At 36.8% G+C, this 15,395-nt stretch carries 19 protein-coding genes; all 19 read right to left on the bottom strand.

The genetic code is table 11. The features are described 5' to 3' along the window. Positions 1-43: 43 nt before the first annotated feature. Positions 44-472, bottom strand: a complete 429-nt coding sequence (gene fliL / locus RST01_RS03725; RefSeq protein ID WP_147194141.1) for a flagellar basal body-associated protein FliL — start codon at positions 470-472, stop codon at positions 44-46. Beyond that, the gene (locus RST01_RS03730; RefSeq protein WP_066785618.1) at positions 459-683 is read right to left on the bottom strand and encodes a flagellar FlbD family protein; all 225 of its coding nucleotides are present in this window, start codon (positions 681-683) and stop codon (positions 459-461) included. Before RST01_RS03730 ends, fliL begins: the two co-directional genes overlap by 14 nt. Positions 684-751: 68 nt before the next feature. Beyond that, positions 752-1,534 (bottom strand): flagellar basal body rod protein FlgG, encoded by a 783-nt coding sequence (gene flgG, locus RST01_RS03735; protein ID WP_066785615.1) that lies wholly within the window; start codon positions 1,532-1,534, stop codon positions 752-754. Between the two features lie 77 nt (positions 1,535-1,611). Continuing rightward, positions 1,612-1,995, bottom strand: a complete 384-nt coding sequence (locus RST01_RS03740; RefSeq protein ID WP_147194142.1) for a TIGR02530 family flagellar biosynthesis protein — start codon at positions 1,993-1,995, stop codon at positions 1,612-1,614. 12 nt (positions 1,996-2,007) lie between these two features. Next, complete coding sequence (gene flgD / locus RST01_RS03745; RefSeq protein ID WP_221297941.1) at positions 2,008-2,691, bottom strand: flagellar hook assembly protein FlgD; 684 nt, start codon at positions 2,689-2,691, stop codon at positions 2,008-2,010. Between the two features lie 3 nt (positions 2,692-2,694). Continuing rightward, complete coding sequence (locus tag RST01_RS03750; RefSeq protein ID WP_147194146.1) at positions 2,695-4,008, bottom strand: flagellar hook-length control protein FliK; 1,314 nt, start codon at positions 4,006-4,008, stop codon at positions 2,695-2,697. A gap of 44 nt (positions 4,009-4,052) precedes the next feature. Beyond that, the gene (locus RST01_RS03755) at positions 4,053-4,667 is read right to left on the bottom strand and encodes a MotE family protein (RefSeq protein WP_147194148.1); all 615 of its coding nucleotides are present in this window, start codon (positions 4,665-4,667) and stop codon (positions 4,053-4,055) included. Between the two features lie 4 nt (positions 4,668-4,671). Next, complete coding sequence (fliJ, locus tag RST01_RS03760; protein ID WP_066785603.1) at positions 4,672-5,121, bottom strand: flagellar export protein FliJ; 450 nt, start codon at positions 5,119-5,121, stop codon at positions 4,672-4,674. Next, a complete protein-coding gene (gene fliI / locus RST01_RS03765; protein ID WP_147194150.1) occupies positions 5,122-6,447 on the bottom strand; it encodes a flagellar protein export ATPase FliI in 1,326 nt (441 codons plus the stop codon). A 3-nt stretch (positions 6,448-6,450) separates the two neighbouring features. After that, a complete protein-coding gene (gene fliH, locus RST01_RS03770) occupies positions 6,451-7,227 on the bottom strand; it encodes a flagellar assembly protein FliH (protein WP_184117508.1) in 777 nt (258 codons plus the stop codon). Further along, entirely contained in the window at positions 7,211-8,224 is a 1,014-nt protein-coding gene (fliG, locus tag RST01_RS03775) for a flagellar motor switch protein FliG (RefSeq protein ID WP_066785597.1), read from the bottom strand. Before fliG ends, fliH begins: the two co-directional genes overlap by 17 nt. Before the next feature lie 15 nt (positions 8,225-8,239). Continuing rightward, positions 8,240-9,838, bottom strand: coding sequence for a flagellar basal-body MS-ring/collar protein FliF (gene fliF, locus RST01_RS03780; protein WP_147194154.1), 1,599 nt, complete (start codon positions 9,836-9,838; stop codon positions 8,240-8,242). Positions 9,839-9,895: 57 nt separating this feature from the next. Further along, on the bottom strand, positions 9,896-10,156 hold the full coding sequence (gene fliE, locus RST01_RS03785; RefSeq protein ID WP_244946652.1) for a flagellar hook-basal body complex protein FliE: 261 nt from the start codon (positions 10,154-10,156) through the stop codon (positions 9,896-9,898). A 68-nt stretch (positions 10,157-10,224) separates the two neighbouring features. Continuing rightward, positions 10,225-10,680 carry a flagellar basal body rod protein FlgC gene (gene flgC, locus RST01_RS03790; RefSeq protein ID WP_147194158.1) on the bottom strand — a complete coding sequence of 152 codons (456 nt, stop codon included), beginning with the start codon at positions 10,678-10,680 and terminating at the stop codon, positions 10,225-10,227. A gap of 2 nt (positions 10,681-10,682) precedes the next feature. Then, positions 10,683-11,075 (bottom strand): flagellar basal body rod protein FlgB, encoded by a 393-nt coding sequence (gene flgB, locus RST01_RS03795; RefSeq protein WP_147194160.1) that lies wholly within the window; start codon positions 11,073-11,075, stop codon positions 10,683-10,685. Positions 11,076-11,670: 595 nt separating this feature from the next. Then, a complete protein-coding gene (gene codY / locus RST01_RS03800) occupies positions 11,671-12,450 on the bottom strand; it encodes a GTP-sensing pleiotropic transcriptional regulator CodY (protein WP_147194162.1) in 780 nt (259 codons plus the stop codon). Between the two features lie 84 nt (positions 12,451-12,534). Further along, positions 12,535-13,926 carry an ATP-dependent protease ATPase subunit HslU gene (gene hslU / locus RST01_RS03805; RefSeq protein WP_147194164.1) on the bottom strand — a complete coding sequence of 464 codons (1,392 nt, stop codon included), beginning with the start codon at positions 13,924-13,926 and terminating at the stop codon, positions 12,535-12,537. Next, complete coding sequence (gene hslV, locus RST01_RS03810; protein ID WP_066785582.1) at positions 13,923-14,471, bottom strand: ATP-dependent protease subunit HslV; 549 nt, start codon at positions 14,469-14,471, stop codon at positions 13,923-13,925. Before hslV ends, hslU begins: the two co-directional genes overlap by 4 nt. An 18-nt stretch (positions 14,472-14,489) precedes the next feature. Further along, positions 14,490-15,389 carry a tyrosine recombinase XerC gene (gene xerC, locus RST01_RS03815; RefSeq protein ID WP_066785580.1) on the bottom strand — a complete coding sequence of 300 codons (900 nt, stop codon included), beginning with the start codon at positions 15,387-15,389 and terminating at the stop codon, positions 14,490-14,492. Positions 15,390-15,395 lie beyond the last annotated feature (6 nt).

Raw genomic sequence — 15,395 nt, forward strand, 5'->3', positions numbered from 1 at the left:
AACTTTTTAAAGTCTATTTCCGGCAAAGTAAATCAAAAAATTTTTATTGAATAATATAAGAAGTTATATATACTTGCTGAACTTCTCCTTCTTGCATTAATTCATTAATTTTTGTTTTTAAAGTACTTTCCAATAATTCTTTGCCTTTCTTACCTTCCAAATCTTCTCTGGACATTTCAGAAAGCTCATCAATAAGGATGCTTTTCACTTGGAAATCACGTTTTGTTAATTCTGCTGCTGCATCTTTATTTGATGTTTGTATTTTTAAAGCAATTTTAACATAATTATCATCTTTAATATTGGTAGTAATTTCTTCAATATCTACAGATGATGCTACGACATCATCAATACTTTCCACTTTAGGCTCTGCCCCTTTATTTAATTGTGTCACAACGACTACAGCGACAACCCCTAACAATGTAATGGAAACAAGGATAATCAACATGATTGTCAGTAGTTTATTCTTCTTCATCTTTCTCACCTCTTAGATGCGGGTTTGATAAAAGTTGAACCGAGCGGTAAAACGCGATTATTTTGCGTTGTACTTCTTCTTTTGATTCTAATACCACATATTTTCGCCCAGTTGTTAACGTGATGGTTGTATCCGGAAACTCTTCGACCGATTCTATGTATAAAGCATTTAATGAAAATGCTTTTTTATTAAGCTTTGTTAAAGAAATCATAGGATATAAGGGCCGGGTGATTAGAGCCGGCCCAGCCCCCTCCTCATTTTAAAATTGTTCTAACTATATTATCGTTTTAAATTCACTAGTTCTTGTAGGATTTCATCAGACGTAGTGATAATACGGGAATTTGCTTGGAAACCACGTTGAGCTACAATCATTTCCGTAAACTCTTCAGATAAATCTACATTGGACATTTCAAGGAAACTAGATTCAACAGTACCTCTTCCTTCTTCGTTCGGATTACCGATTTGAGCTTCACCAGAGTTATTAGACGCTTGGAAGTAGTTACCGCCTACTTTTGTTAATCCAGCAGGGTTCGCAAATCGAGCAATCTGAATTTGACCAGCTTGTACCAGCGTATTATTTTCCATATAAGAGACCGTTCCATCTTTACCTATTGTTATCTGTGTTGCCGTTGTAGGTATTGATACTTCCCCTCCTACTTCCACTTTTTTCCCATCCCCTGTTACTAATGTTCCGTTGCTATCTAAATAAAAGTTACCTGCTCTTGTATAATATTCATTTTCTCCATCTTTCACGACAAAGTAGCCATCGCCTGCAATCGCGACATCTAATGTCCGACCTGTTGTCTGCATAGAGCCTGCATCATGGATTGTATCGATGGTAGCGATTTGAGAGCCAAGTCCTACTTGTTTTGGATTCACACCACCTAAATTATCTCCAGGTGCTGTGGCTCCTTGAGTAGTTTGTGAGATTAAGTCTTTAAAAACAACTCGCCCTTTTTTAAAGCCGTACGTGTTTACATTAGCAATGTTATTGCCGATTACATCTAATTTAGTTTGAAAGTTTTTAAGACCGCTAATTCCTGAATACATAGATCGTAACATAATATGTTTTCTCCCTTCATAGTAAGCGTATTGCCTCTGTCATTCGGCAATACATAGGCATCCATTCCTGGTCCTGCCTAGCCTAGCACTATAGCTCCGTTAATATTAGTAAATAATTGATTTTCTGCTTCTTGTAAGTCCATGGCTGTAATGACGGTTGCATTTTTCGCGCTGACGATTAGTGCAGCGTTATTCAGTAAAACAAGTGATTCATTGACTCCCTTGGCTTTAGCTTCCTGTACTTTAGTTGAAATTTTGGCCCACTGCTTTTCATCAATATGAATATTGCGTTCATTGAGCCTATTCGATGCATGCTTACTAATTTTCAGCTGACCATTTGTCTGCTCTGCCAAAAGATCCCCAAAAGATTGGATTGATGTTTGCTTTGTTGTTTGAACATTTCTCGGCGGCAAACCTTTTTGCAACGGATATGGTTGAGGGATAAAGTTGATTTTCGTCATATTTACTCCTCCCTAGGCAGAGATAGAGGTAAACTGATCTTCTTTTATCTCTTTTCCATCAGATAAAACAAACATGACAGCCCCATTAGTTGATTTCTTCACAGATTGTATTTGGCCAGTTTTATCTATATCACCATTTTCATCTTTATAAGTTACATTTTTTCCTATTAGCATACTAGCTTCAACAAGGGAACTTGAGTAGTTTGGAACAGAACCCGTTGATGAATCACCTACTACTTCAGAAATATTAGCAGGAGTTAATTTTTTACCGTCTGCTAGAGTTAAGAACACAGAATCACCATCATAGGTTATTTTAGTGACAACGCCCGTACCCGAATTGATGATAGGCTTGCCATCCTCATCCGTTTTTGACGTTATTTCATGCCAATTAACACTTTTGCCAATAAAACTGTTGTATTGCATAAGCTGCGATTGTTGAGCGATGGTTGACAAAGAATCAATCGATTTGGCGACATTTTGCATCTGTTCTAATGAAGAAAATTGAGCCATTTGCGAGATGAATTCTTTATCATCCATTGGACTTGTCGGGTCTTGATTTTGCAACTGCGTCACAAGAAGCTGCAAAAAAGCATCTTTGTCTAATGAACTATTACCCGTTTGCTTCGTTGAATTTTTTTTATTGGATAAATAGTAATTCGTGTTAACAGACTGATTATTCACCTTAGCATCTTCCAATATTTAAACCTCCATTTCCATTAAGAAATCCTCAAAGCTTGATCTCTCTTCTTTTTCTTCTGGTTGCTGCTGATCGTCATTTGTTTGCTGTTTAAAGGATTGTTGCTGGAATTGTTGTTGGCCCTTTTCATTTCTTGCTGGCTCACTCAAAGCTTGCGCCACATCAATTCGATCTAATTGGATATGCTGATTGACTAGCCCTTGCTTTAATTGCTGTATTTGGCTTTCAAGCATGTCCTTACCAATAGCAGTAGATGCTAGAAAACGAGCTGTCAGTAACCCATCTTTTTGAGAGAGTTCTACCCGAATGGATCCTAAGTTTTCGGGATATAGCTTAATTAACAGTTTGGTACCAGCCATATTTTTTGAAATTTGCATTCGTTCGATTATTGATTGGAATTCCTTCACAAATGTTTCAGCTTGCCCTGCTTTATTATCGGGTAAAGCTATTGAAATTGTATGGTTAGAAGTAATTTCTTTTGTTAACGGCTGTACAGTACTTGCTTGATTATTTGCTGCCGCTTCTAAGTTCGTTTTTATATTCATATCTTGCGTGTTTTGCAATTTAGGCAACGTAAGCTTCGAAGTTTTACTTTGTTCAGCTTGTTGGCCTGCTTTTTCAGCAATAACATTTAGTATTTCTTTTGCTTGATATGTTAAATATTCTTGCTTTACCGTCATATCTGTTTTCTGTGAAACCAATACTACTACTTTCAAAACTTGGAGTAACTCTGATGTTTGCGCCTTTGGCAATTCAGTAGCCTTTCCTCCATTAATAGAAGAAACAATTTTTTGGATAAAAGAATAGGCATTCTGATCAAGTAAAGCTAAGAAGTCCCAAATGTCCTGTGCTTTTGCATCATCTTCTGTTAATTGTTTGATTGTCTTTTGGAACTCTTCTTTTTGAATTCCTAGTGAAGAAAGTATTTTATCTAACGTTAATGGTCCGTTTGTTAGTTCATCTACCTTTACATTTAAGAGCTGACCAAGTTCTTCTAACGTGTTTGTTTGCAAAATTGGCATCAATTCATCTGGTTTTACTTCATTACTTTCAACTTGAGCCTGTGTTTTTGAAAGCTTTAGGCTTGCGCCTAACAATCCTTCTAGACCTTGTTGCAAATTTACACGAAAAGTATTTTTTTCTTCATCTTCTTTAGGTATCTCAACAACATTTGACTCTGTTTTACTTGCAGTCTTTTCTGTCGCTGTGGTCAGTTCATTTAAAAAGCCGGAATTCCTCTCCGCTTGTTGTTGTGGTTTGGTTCCTTCATTTTCTACTTTCACTGGTTGAATTAAATCTAATCGGTCAATATTCAATGTGTTCACCTCCTCTCATCGAAAACATGCGGAACATGCTCGTGCTAATTTTTGGATAAAAGCGAAGTATAGTGAGCAGCCTTATCAGCTGGCATTTTTTCTAAAATGGCTGCGAGTGTATCCGGCTTAAGATTTGTTAAGATTTTTAATGCATCTTTATCTTTCATATTTGTTATAACAGGTGCAGCTGATTTTGGCGCCATTTTTTCGTATGTTGTAACAATATCGCCAAATTCCTTTGTTGTTTCATTTTTATTGTTTTCCGCCTTCTTTAATTGCACTTCTAGACGATGCTTTTCAATCGACATTTTAGAAGTTGTACTATTAGCATCTTCTATTTCACCTTGCATCTTCGCTATTTCAGCTTCTTTTTCTTGGAGCTGTGCTTTTAAATCGGCTATTTGCTTTTCATTTTGTGAATTTCTTTTCGTTAAATTCTCTTCTTTGTCTTGTGAAGAAGAAATAGTCATATTTTTTGCTTTTTCAAACACATTAACTCCGCTAACTTCCGCCACAATCAGGAGCACAGCAGACACAAATAGCAGTGGAATAATGACCCAAAAAAATAACTTTTGGAAAAAACCGGGATTTTTTTCTTCTATTGTTTGTTCATTGCTTTGTTGAGATACACTTCTTTTTTTGGGCTTTTGCTTTGCCATATATTCACCTGATTTCTTTGTTGTAATAAGCTATTGAAGATAGCTCGTCCAACTGAATTAACTCTAGACGATCTTGTTCTTTCATATAACTGCGATAATCTTTTTCTTTCATTTTTTCATATTTTCGATATTCTAAAGATGTTTCTAATAATTTATCTTTATGCCATTCCATTTTTGAACGGGCAAGTACAACTTTCTGTTGGGTCTCAGCAATTGAACGTTCGATACTTTCCAAAAACTTTGTATGATGGCGCATTTCATTAATACTTGCGCCACTTAAAAGTTTTTTTTCATGGTACTCTATTAAATCCTCTTTCTTCTTTAAAAGTGTATATAATTTTGTAGCTATATCTTCAAATGACTTCTGCGCATCTTTAAAGGCAATTTCTGTTTGGTTTTTTTCTTGCTGTTTTACTGTCATTACTTTATCAAAACGATATTGATAAGCTTGCATCTACCTTGCACCGCCATTCGATAGTTTCACTAATTCTCCTACACTGTCTTCCATGCTGATTTTATCCATAAACCCTTGTTTTAAATAAGAGGTAATCAGAGGCTCATTGTAAATCGCTTCGTCGATTTCTCTAGAAGTACCTTTTTTATAAGCGCCAATATTGATTAAGTCTTCTGATTTATCATAAGTAAAATAAAGTTCTCTGATATGTTCTGCAGCTTTTACATGTTCTTTATCTGCAATATGATTCATTAAGCGACTTACACTTTTCAACACATTAATTGCTGGGTATTGTCCTTTATTTGCCAAAGCCCTGTCCAAAACAATGTGACCGTCTAAAATCCCTCGCACCGTATCGGCAATTGGCTCATTCATATCATCACCATCAACTAGCACGGTATAAAACGCTGTAATAGAGCCAAATTCATTAGTTCCTGTCCGTTCAAGCAATTTAGGTAGAATAGCAAAGACAGACGGCGTGTAACCTTTTTGTGCAGGTGGTTCACCTGTAGCTAGTCCTATTTCCCGCTGTGCCATCGCCACTCGTGTAACAGAGTCCATCATGAGCATGACGCTCATCCCCTTATTACGAAAATATTCTGCAATAGCTGTTGCGGTAAATGCGCCTTTGATACGCATCAACGCTGGCTGATCTGATGTTGCAGCAATTACAATTGACCGCTTTAGTCCTTCCGGTCCTAAATCTCGCTCAATAAACTCCCTTACTTCACGACCTCGTTCTCCAATTAATGCAATAACGTTTAGATCCGCTTTTGTATTTCTTGCAATCATACCGAGCAATGTGGACTTACCTACACCAGAACCAGCAAATATGCCCACTCTCTGTCCTTTTCCAACTGTTAGCATCCCATCAATTGCTTTTACGCCTACTTCCAATGTTTCATTGATAGGTGGCCTAGTTAAAGGATTAGGGGGATCTTCTTCCGTTGGAACTGACGACAGCCCCTTCGGCAATTTTGCCCCATCTATTGGACGACCCATGGAATCTAACACCTTGCCAATCAATTCTGGCCCTACTTTTATTTCAAGTGGTGCATTTGTTCCTTCAACTAAACAGCCTATCGAAATTTCACGAAGTGACGTGTATGGCATTAATACTACAATTTCATCTTTAAACCCGACTACTTCAGCAAGAATTTCTTGATGTCCATGTTTCACAGTATTTACATGAATTTTACATACATCACCTATAGAACTTTCAGGTCCTTGTGATTCAATCATTAAGCCAACAACACGTGTAACCCTTCCAAACTTTTTAAAGGTTTGAATTCCAGATATATGTTTCATTAAATCTGCTGCTTTCATGAATCAATCCACACTTTCTAAGATTTCTACAAGTTTAAGTCTCAGCTCGTTTAATTGTTGATCAATGCCTACCATAATTCTTCCGTGATTTGTTTCAATATAAGAATCTGTATTAGCAAGATCCTCATCAACAAATACCATGACAGGAACCCCTACAGGAAACATGGCTTTTAGCTCGTCTATATGTGCAGATACCAATTCGTAATATGCTAAAGATGTATAGATTTTAATTTCTTTCATCTCTCTCGCTTCTTTTAAGCCTCTGCGTACTATATCCATATAACGTTCTTCATTTTCCTCTAGTACAGTTCCTAAAATCTTTTCTGCAGCATTAATTGCGATATTCAAGATAACAGCTTCCTGTTCTTGTAAATATTGCTGTGCATGTGATTTTGCTTGGAGTACAGTATCATTCGCCAATTGAATAGCTTCACTCATATTAGATTCAGCTTTCAAACGGCCTTCTTCAATACCTTGCTGAAAGCCCTCTTCATATGCTTGTTGCTGCAATTCCATCTTTTCTTGTTCCCAGTTTGCTTTTGCATCTTCTATCTCTTGTTGTGCAACTAATCGAAACTGCTCAAACATCTCTCTTTCTCGCTCAATTTCTTGGCGTGCGTCATCCAGGAGACGTTCTCTTTCTTCAAATAGACTTTCAGGAGTAACTTCTATATTCTCTGTGCTTTGATGTGTAAACAAGTCTTTAATTTCAATTGTGCGGAATATTTCTTTAGAGCTTTCAGGATTGTCAAAACGAATAATTTTAGACAATAACGTCATCTCCTCCACCACGTGCGACAATTATTTCTCCTGCATCTTCTAATCGTCTAATCACTGCAACAATTCGGGACTGCGCTTCTTCCACATCTCTTAACCGCACTGGCCCCATAACATCCATTTCCTCTTTAAATGTCTCTGCCATCCGCTGTGACATATTTTTAAAGATAATTTCTTTTACTTCGTCACTTGATACTTTTAATGAAAGAAGCAAATCTTCATTTTCACAATCGCGGATAACACGTTGAATGGAACGATTATCAAGCGTAACAATATCTTCGAATACAAACATGCGCTTTTTAATCTCTTCAGCAAGCTCTGGATCCTGGATTTCTAATGCATCCAAAATGGTTTTTTCGGTTTGACGATCTACACCATTTAAGACTTCTACTACAGCATCTACTCCACCTGTTTCCGTGTAGTCTTGCGTTACAGTTGAAGAAAGCTTCCGCTCAAGTACTGATTCAATCTCACTGATGACTTCCGGTGAGGTAGATTCCATTGTAGCAATACGCTTGGCAATATCTGCTTGAACTTCCTGTGGCAATGATGACAGTATCACTCCCGCTTGCTGTGGTTCTAAATAAGACAGAATTAATGCAATGGTTTGAGGGTGTTCATTTTGGATAAAGTTAAATATTTGAGCCGGATCCGTTCTTCTAGCAAAATCAAATGGTCTTACTTGAAGAGAAGATGTCAATCGATTAATAATCGCTTGTGCTTGGTCATTGCCCAGTGCTTTCTCTAAAACAGTTTTCGCATAGCCTATCCCGCCTTGGGATATATAATCTTGAGCTAACGCAATATTATGAAATTCTTCTATAATCTCTTCTTTTGCTTCTGGTTCCACTTTTTTTACGCTTGAAATTTCAAGTGTCAGCCTCTCAATTTCTTCTTCATTTAAATGTTTATAAACAGCAGCCGAAACCTCTGGTCCTAAGGAAATTAACAGGAGTGCTGCTTTTTGTTTTCCAGTTAAATCTTTATCTTTCTTGTTCACAGCTAATTCCCCCTATTAATCTTCCGTTATCCATGTTCTAAGCAATTTCGCAAATTCCTCCGGCTTGTCTTTCGCCATTCTTTCTAACTGTTTTCGACGTAATGTCGTTTCAGTTTCTTTTTCTTCAGATATATCGTCTACATCAATTTCCTCTTCATAGTAATCGTATTCTTCTTCCTCTTCCATCTGTCTTCTAGAACGTAAAATAAAGAAGACTAAAATGCCGATTGCAGCAAGAAGGATTCCGCCAATGACATAAACCCACCATGGAATTGAATTAGTTTGCGCTGTTGGAACAGTAGCTTTTCCATTCAATTTTTCCACAGCCACAATGACTTTTTCATTGATTTGCTGATTCGTTAATTGTCCCGCTTCATTCTTATCGATTGATGTCCGAACAATTGAAGCTAGCATATTTTTAATGTCGTCCTGCGTTGCGGCTGGCAATGATGTTGGATCGCCTGCTTTTGGAGGTTCAACCATTACCTGAATTCCGATATCACGTATGCGATATGGGCTTTCTGTAATTTTTCTTTTGATACGATTTACTTCATAGTTGACAGTATCTTCGCTCTTTTCGTAGTCGCCGTTCCCATTGCTTGAAGATTGATAATCAGTAAAGTTATCTGTGTTGGAATCTCCTTCAGGTGTCCCGCCAGCTCCTGCACCGTCTCCTGTATAAGTCTCGTTAATTTTTTGAGCACTAATTTGGATTCCGGCCATGTTGTCCTTATCAACGGGTTCTACTAAATTTTCTTCTCTGTTTTCCTGAGTAAAGTCGATATCAGTCGTAACGCTGACAGCTGCTTTGCCAGGACCCATTAACTGGCCTAACATGGTTTGGACTTGGCGCCCTAAATCACGTTCAATCTGTTTTTTGATTGCCAATTGTTTTGTCGCACCTGTAGCAGATAAACCATCACCACTATCTGCTGTTTCAGTACCAAGATCGTAGTATTCAAAGTACTGGTTAGTAATCACAATATTCTCAGGCTTTAAATTCGGTATACTTTTTGACGCTAGATTATAAAGTGTTTTAATTTCCGCTTCGGTAAATTGATATCCAGGTTCAGTATTTAATACAATAGATGCACTTGCCTCTTGCTGAGTATCGCTTACAAAAACACCTTTTTCTGGTAAATTAATCATCACTTTAGCATCTTTAACGCCCTTTACTTGCTTCATTAGATTTCCAAGCTCTGTTTGCATGGATGCAAGCTTAAGCATATTAAACTCATTATCTGTCATACCAAAGCCCGCATTTTGGGAGAAGAATGAATAGTCAATTTGCCCTGACTGAGGTAATCCTTGTGATGCCAAATCAACCTTTAAATCATCTACTTGATCTTTTGGCACTTCTATCGCTGTTCCACCATTAGTGACTTGAAATTTTACCCCATCAGAAGTTAATTGTTCTTTGATTTGACCGACTTCAGCAGCAGACAAATCTGAAAATAAAGGGGCATACGTTACTCTTGTAGCAAAGAAAGTAATAATTGCAGCTATCATTAGCACAGCTAAAATAGAACCGATAATTGTACCTTTTTGTACTTTTGTTCTACTTTTCCAAAACTGACTGAAGTTAGTCTTAATTTTCGTTAATCTTTCATTCATTTTAATCCTCCGGTTATAGGTAATGTTTTTGTTTTCTCTCTCTAATAAACATTCCTATTAAACTGTCATTCGCATAATCTCTTGATACGCTTCTACTACTTTATTGCGAATTTGGAGGGCGGTGTTTAGTGTGATATTTGCCTTTTGAGCAGTAATCATTACATCATGAAGCTCTACATTTTCTCCATTGACAAGCCGATTCGTCATATTATCAGAAGCTACTTGACTATTATTCACAGCTGAGATTGCATCTTTTAAAACAGCACCAAAGTTTTCTTTCTCATTCGTTGACGTCTTTTCTATTGCTGTTTGAGACATAGCTGGCTGCACTGGCTGTGAAATAGAAACTTGAGAAATTGCCAATCTTTATCATCCTTCCTGGTTGATTATTTTCCTATCTCTAATGCTTTTGAAAGCATAGATTTATTAGCATTAAAAACCGTTACATTTGCTTCATACGAGCGTGTGGCTGAGATTAGATTCACCATTTCTTTTAATGGATCAATATTTGGCGTTTGAACATATCCATCCTCATTTGCATCTGGGTTGGTTGGATCATATACAAGTTTATAAGGTGTCTTTGTATCTTCATTGATACTAGCTACTTTTACACCATTGCCTACTGTTTGATCAGATCCAACAGCTTTATTAAGGAAGTTAGAAAATGAATTTCCTTTTGGAACTAAAGTAACTGTTTTTCGCGTGTAAGGAACCCATTTGCCATCAACTTGTTTTGCTCTTGTTGTATCTACATTGGCCATATTGGATGAAATAGTATCCATTCTCAAACGCTGCGCAGTTAATGCAGATCCCGTTGTATCCATACTTTGGAATATTGACACGATTAATTGCCTCCCTTAATAACTGTCAGAAGCGAATTTAATTTGCCATTTTCGCGTTCAATTAGTGTATTGTAAAAAATACTATTCTCTGCTAGACTCGCTTGTTCTTTATCCATATCAACACTATTCCCATTATTTCTGTAGCTTAATTGTCTATTGTTCACTACACCTGGAGTTTGGTTTGTAGATTGGAAATCAAAATGTTTTGAGTCAGTCTTATTTGCCTGAATCGAAGAATTCTTCGCATCTTCTAGCATTTTGTGAAAACTTACATCCTTTGCTTTATAATTCGGCGTATCTACATTCGCAATGTTTTGAGCGATTGTTTTCTGTTTTAAACTTGCATATGATAACCCATTCTCAATATTAGAGAGGGTTCCGTCGAAAATACCCAATTCATTCACCTCAATTCGACTTTATTCGTCAAATTCAACTAATTTTCTGATGTTATAATTGTAATAAAGATGTTATAAAGTGTCTATCGAATTTATCATATTTTTAATAGGTTTAACAGACCATTTTTACTGGCAGAAAAATCTTCCCCATACAATAAACTTGATAAATGAAAGGTCTTATTACCTAAATCCTTTTTCACTATTTTAATAGTGTATATCTTTTAATACAGCAATTTGGGCAGAAAATATGTTTAATTGTATATAATTTTATAAATTTGCAAAGTATATATTACTATACCTTTTTTCCTAACGAAGAATATTATAAATGTTTTTCCTTATTTTTTCAATTGTCATATTCTTAATATTGCGAGCAATAAATTTATAAGACTGGTTGATAGCACATATTATACCATTTTAAGTTAATTTGGTGTATTTTTGCGAACTATGTATTTTAATTTGTCACATTCTGATAATCTTTTACGGTGGTTGTATCTTAATAGCGAAGAGAGAGAAGGTGTTTTGAGTATCCGGGAAGTAGTAGGGTAAATAAAAAAGCTGTTTTGTCCCCTGTTAAGGACAAAACAGCAATTTCAACTTATCTCATTTTGATTTCTGCTAAAGCATTTAGGAATTTGTTGTTTAGTACTTTAATATAAGTACCTTTCATACCTAAAGAACGTGACTCAATCACACCAGCTGATTCTAACTTACGCAATGCATTGACAATCACTGAACGTGTTATACCGACACGGTCAGCAATTTTAGAAGCAACTAGTAAACCTTCAGAGCCATCTAGTTCTTCAAAGATATGCTCGATCGCCTCAAGCTCACTGTAAGACAATGAATTGATCGCCATTTGAACAACCGCTTTGCTTCTAGCTTCTTCTTCAATTTCTTCTGCTTTTTCACGTAAGATTTCCATACCTACCACAGTTGCACCGTATTCAGCTAGGATCAAATCGTCGTCTTCAAACTTATCTTCAAGACGTGCTAAAACAAGTGTACCCAAACGTTCGCCGCCACCATTGATTGGCACGATTGTTGTGAGACCGGATTTAAAGATTTCTTGAGCTTCTACTGGGAATGCACTGTGCTCATCCGAGACACCTAGGTTCGAAGCTGTTTCAGAGAAGTCATATAACTTACGTGTATATTCTTCTGGGAATTGACGCTCTTCTAACATTTTTTTGAAACGTTCGTTTTCAATTTGTTGTTTTACACCAATACCCAACAATTTCCCTTTTCGGCTTACTATATATACGTTACTCTCAATAACTTCACCAAGTTCTTCTGCCATCTCTTTGAAGTTTACTTGTCTTCCTGCTGACGCTTGCAGCATAGAGTTAATTTTTCTTGTTTTTTCTAATAAATTCATTACGAATGTTCCTCCTGTAATTTTTACCTCATTTTTAAAATATTCAAAAGGTTTCAAATTTTGTGCAATACATTAGATTATATACTATAAAATAAATTGTGACAAATCTTTATTCTTGACAATTTCATTAAGTTTTTCGTCTACGTAATTTTCTGTGATTTCAATACGGGCCGGTGATATATCCGACGCTTCAAACGAAAGCTCTTCTAACAAACGTTCAAGGATTGTATGCAGACGTCTCGCTCCTATATTGTCTGAATCTTGGTTTATATTAGTGGCAATTTCTGCAATACGATCAATTGCTCCGTCTGTGAATGAAATTTCAATTTCCTCGGTAGCAAGAAGCGCTTCATACTGAAGAATTAACGAATGGTCTGGTTCTTTAAGAATCCGTATAAAATCTTCTTTCGTTAATTTTTCTAGCTCTACGCGAATTGGAAAACGCCCCTGCAATTCAGGTATTAAATCGGAAGGCTTTGACATATGAAAGGCTCCTGCCGCAATAAATAACATGAAATCTGTCCGTACTGGACCATATTTTGTATTCACGGTCGATCCTTCTACAATTGGTAAAATATCGCGTTGTACGCCTTCACGCGATACATTTGCGCTATTTCCTCCATTGCTTTTAGTAGCAACTTTATCAATTTCATCAATAAAGATAATACCTGTTTGTTCTGCCCGGTGGATGGCTTCTACCGCTACCTCATCGCTGTCAATCAATTTATTGGCTTCTTCGATGGTTAAAGCTCGTCTTGCATCTTTTACTTGTAAACGGCGCTTCTTTTTCTTTTGAGGCATTAAACTTGAGAGCATATCTCCCATATTTGTACCACCCATATCAAATCCACCTGGGATCATACCCATCATGCCTGTTTGCTGTTCAGTCACTTCTATCGTAACCCATTCGTTCTCTAATTTGCCGTTTCTTAAATCATCAGCAATTTGAGATCTTTTCAAACGTACTTGAGTATCTTCTTCCGGCTGATCGTCAGAAGCCTCCACTTTTTGGCCAAATAATGCCTCAAATGGGTTCGGGGTATTCTGTTTCTTTTTCATGCTAGGCACAAGTAGTTTAACGATTTGATCATTTGCCAATCTTTCAGCCTGTTCTTTCACTTCTTCTTGTTTTTCTTCTTTTACAAGTCGATTAGAGATTTCGACTAAATCTCTTACCATTGATTCAACGTCTCGTCCAACATAACCCACTTCGGTAAATTTTGTAGCCTCTACTTTTAAAAACGGCGCTTTTACCAAGCGTGCGATTCTTCTTGCGATTTCTGTTTTTCCGACACCTGTTGGTCCGATCATTAAAATATTCTTTGGAATGACTTCATTCTTCATTTCATCCGGCAATAACTGTCTACGATATCTGTTACGAAGCGCAACTGACACTGCTCTTTTGGCTTGTTCTTGACCAACAATATAACGATTCAAATAGTCCAACATTTCTCTTGGCGTTTTTTGTAATGTCATTCGCTTAAGTCCTCCACAATAATATTATGGTTTGTAAATACACAAATATCTGCCGCAATTTCAAGCGATGCTTTTGCAATATCATGTGCAGTTAATGTATCCCCTGCATATTGCTTTAATGCCCTGCCTGCAGATAAAGCATAATTTCCGCCTGAGCCAATCGCTAAAATACCATCATCCGGTTCGATTACTTCACCTGAACCTGATACAAGCAATAATGTTTCGTTATTCATGACAAGGAGCAAAGCTTCAAGCTTTTGCAGCATTTTGTCTCCGCGCCATTGCTTAGCTACTTCAACAGCTGCACGCTGTAGATTGCCGTTGTATTCCATTAACCGACTTTCAAACATTTCAAACAACGTAAAAGCATCAGCAACAGAGCCTGCAAAGCCTGCAAGAACTTTTCCGTTATATAAACGACGCACCTTTTTGGCAGTATGTTTCATTACAACAGAATTTCCTAATGTGACTTGGCCATCGCCTGCCATGGCACTAGCCCCTTTATGTTGTATAGCGAATATTGTGGTTGCATGCAAATCCATCAAAAAACCTCCTTCAAAATTTTACGCTCGTGGATGAGCATTTATATACGTATTTCGTAAATGTTCTTTCGTTACATGCGTATAAACTTGAGTAGAAGATAAACTGGAATGGCCTAAAAGCTCCTGGACCGTTCGGAGATCAGCTCCGTTATTTAATAAATGTGTAGCAAAAGTATGTCTAAGCATATGCGGATGAATCGTTGTATGTAGTTCTGCTTTTGCAATCATCTCATTTAATATATAGCGTATTCCTCTTGAAGTGATTGCCCCTCCGCGCAGATTCACAAACACAAAATTGTGTTTATTCGACTTCATTAGCGCAGAACGCGCTTCTTCAATATATCGTGTTAGTGAATGTCCTGCATATTCACCGAAAGGAACATAGCGCTCTTTTCTACCTTTCCCCATCACTCTAATGATATTTAAGGAAAAGTCAATGTCTTTTATTTGTAGAGAAGTCAACTCGCTCACACGGATACCAGTAGCATAGAGTAGCTCTAGGATAGCCATATTGCGTAGAGATTTCCGATCTTCACCTTCATTGGCTTGGAATAATTGAGAAAGTTCTTCTTCATAAAAAAAGTGAGGGAGCCTTTTTTCCTTTTTGGGGTGATATAGCGCTTGGAATGCTACATCATCAATTTCATATTCTTTATTTAAAAATCTAAAGAAAGAACGGATTGATGATATCTTTCTAGAGACGGTGGTTCTTGCTTTTTTTTCTTCATACAATTTTGTTATATAAAGTCTTGCATGAACGTATTCAACTTGCGTCAATTCTTTTACATCTTCAGTATGAAGAAACGAAAAAAACTCTAGCAAATCTGTTCGATATTCTTGGACTGTTAACGGCGAATAATTCTTTTCAAGCTGTATATATGTCATAAATTGTTCAAGTGCATCATCAAACTGTAGGTTCATTTAAAC

This window comes from Rummeliibacillus stabekisii (assembly GCF_007988965.1).
GTDB classification, from domain to species: domain Bacteria; phylum Bacillota; class Bacilli; order Bacillales_A; family Planococcaceae; genus Rummeliibacillus; species Rummeliibacillus stabekisii.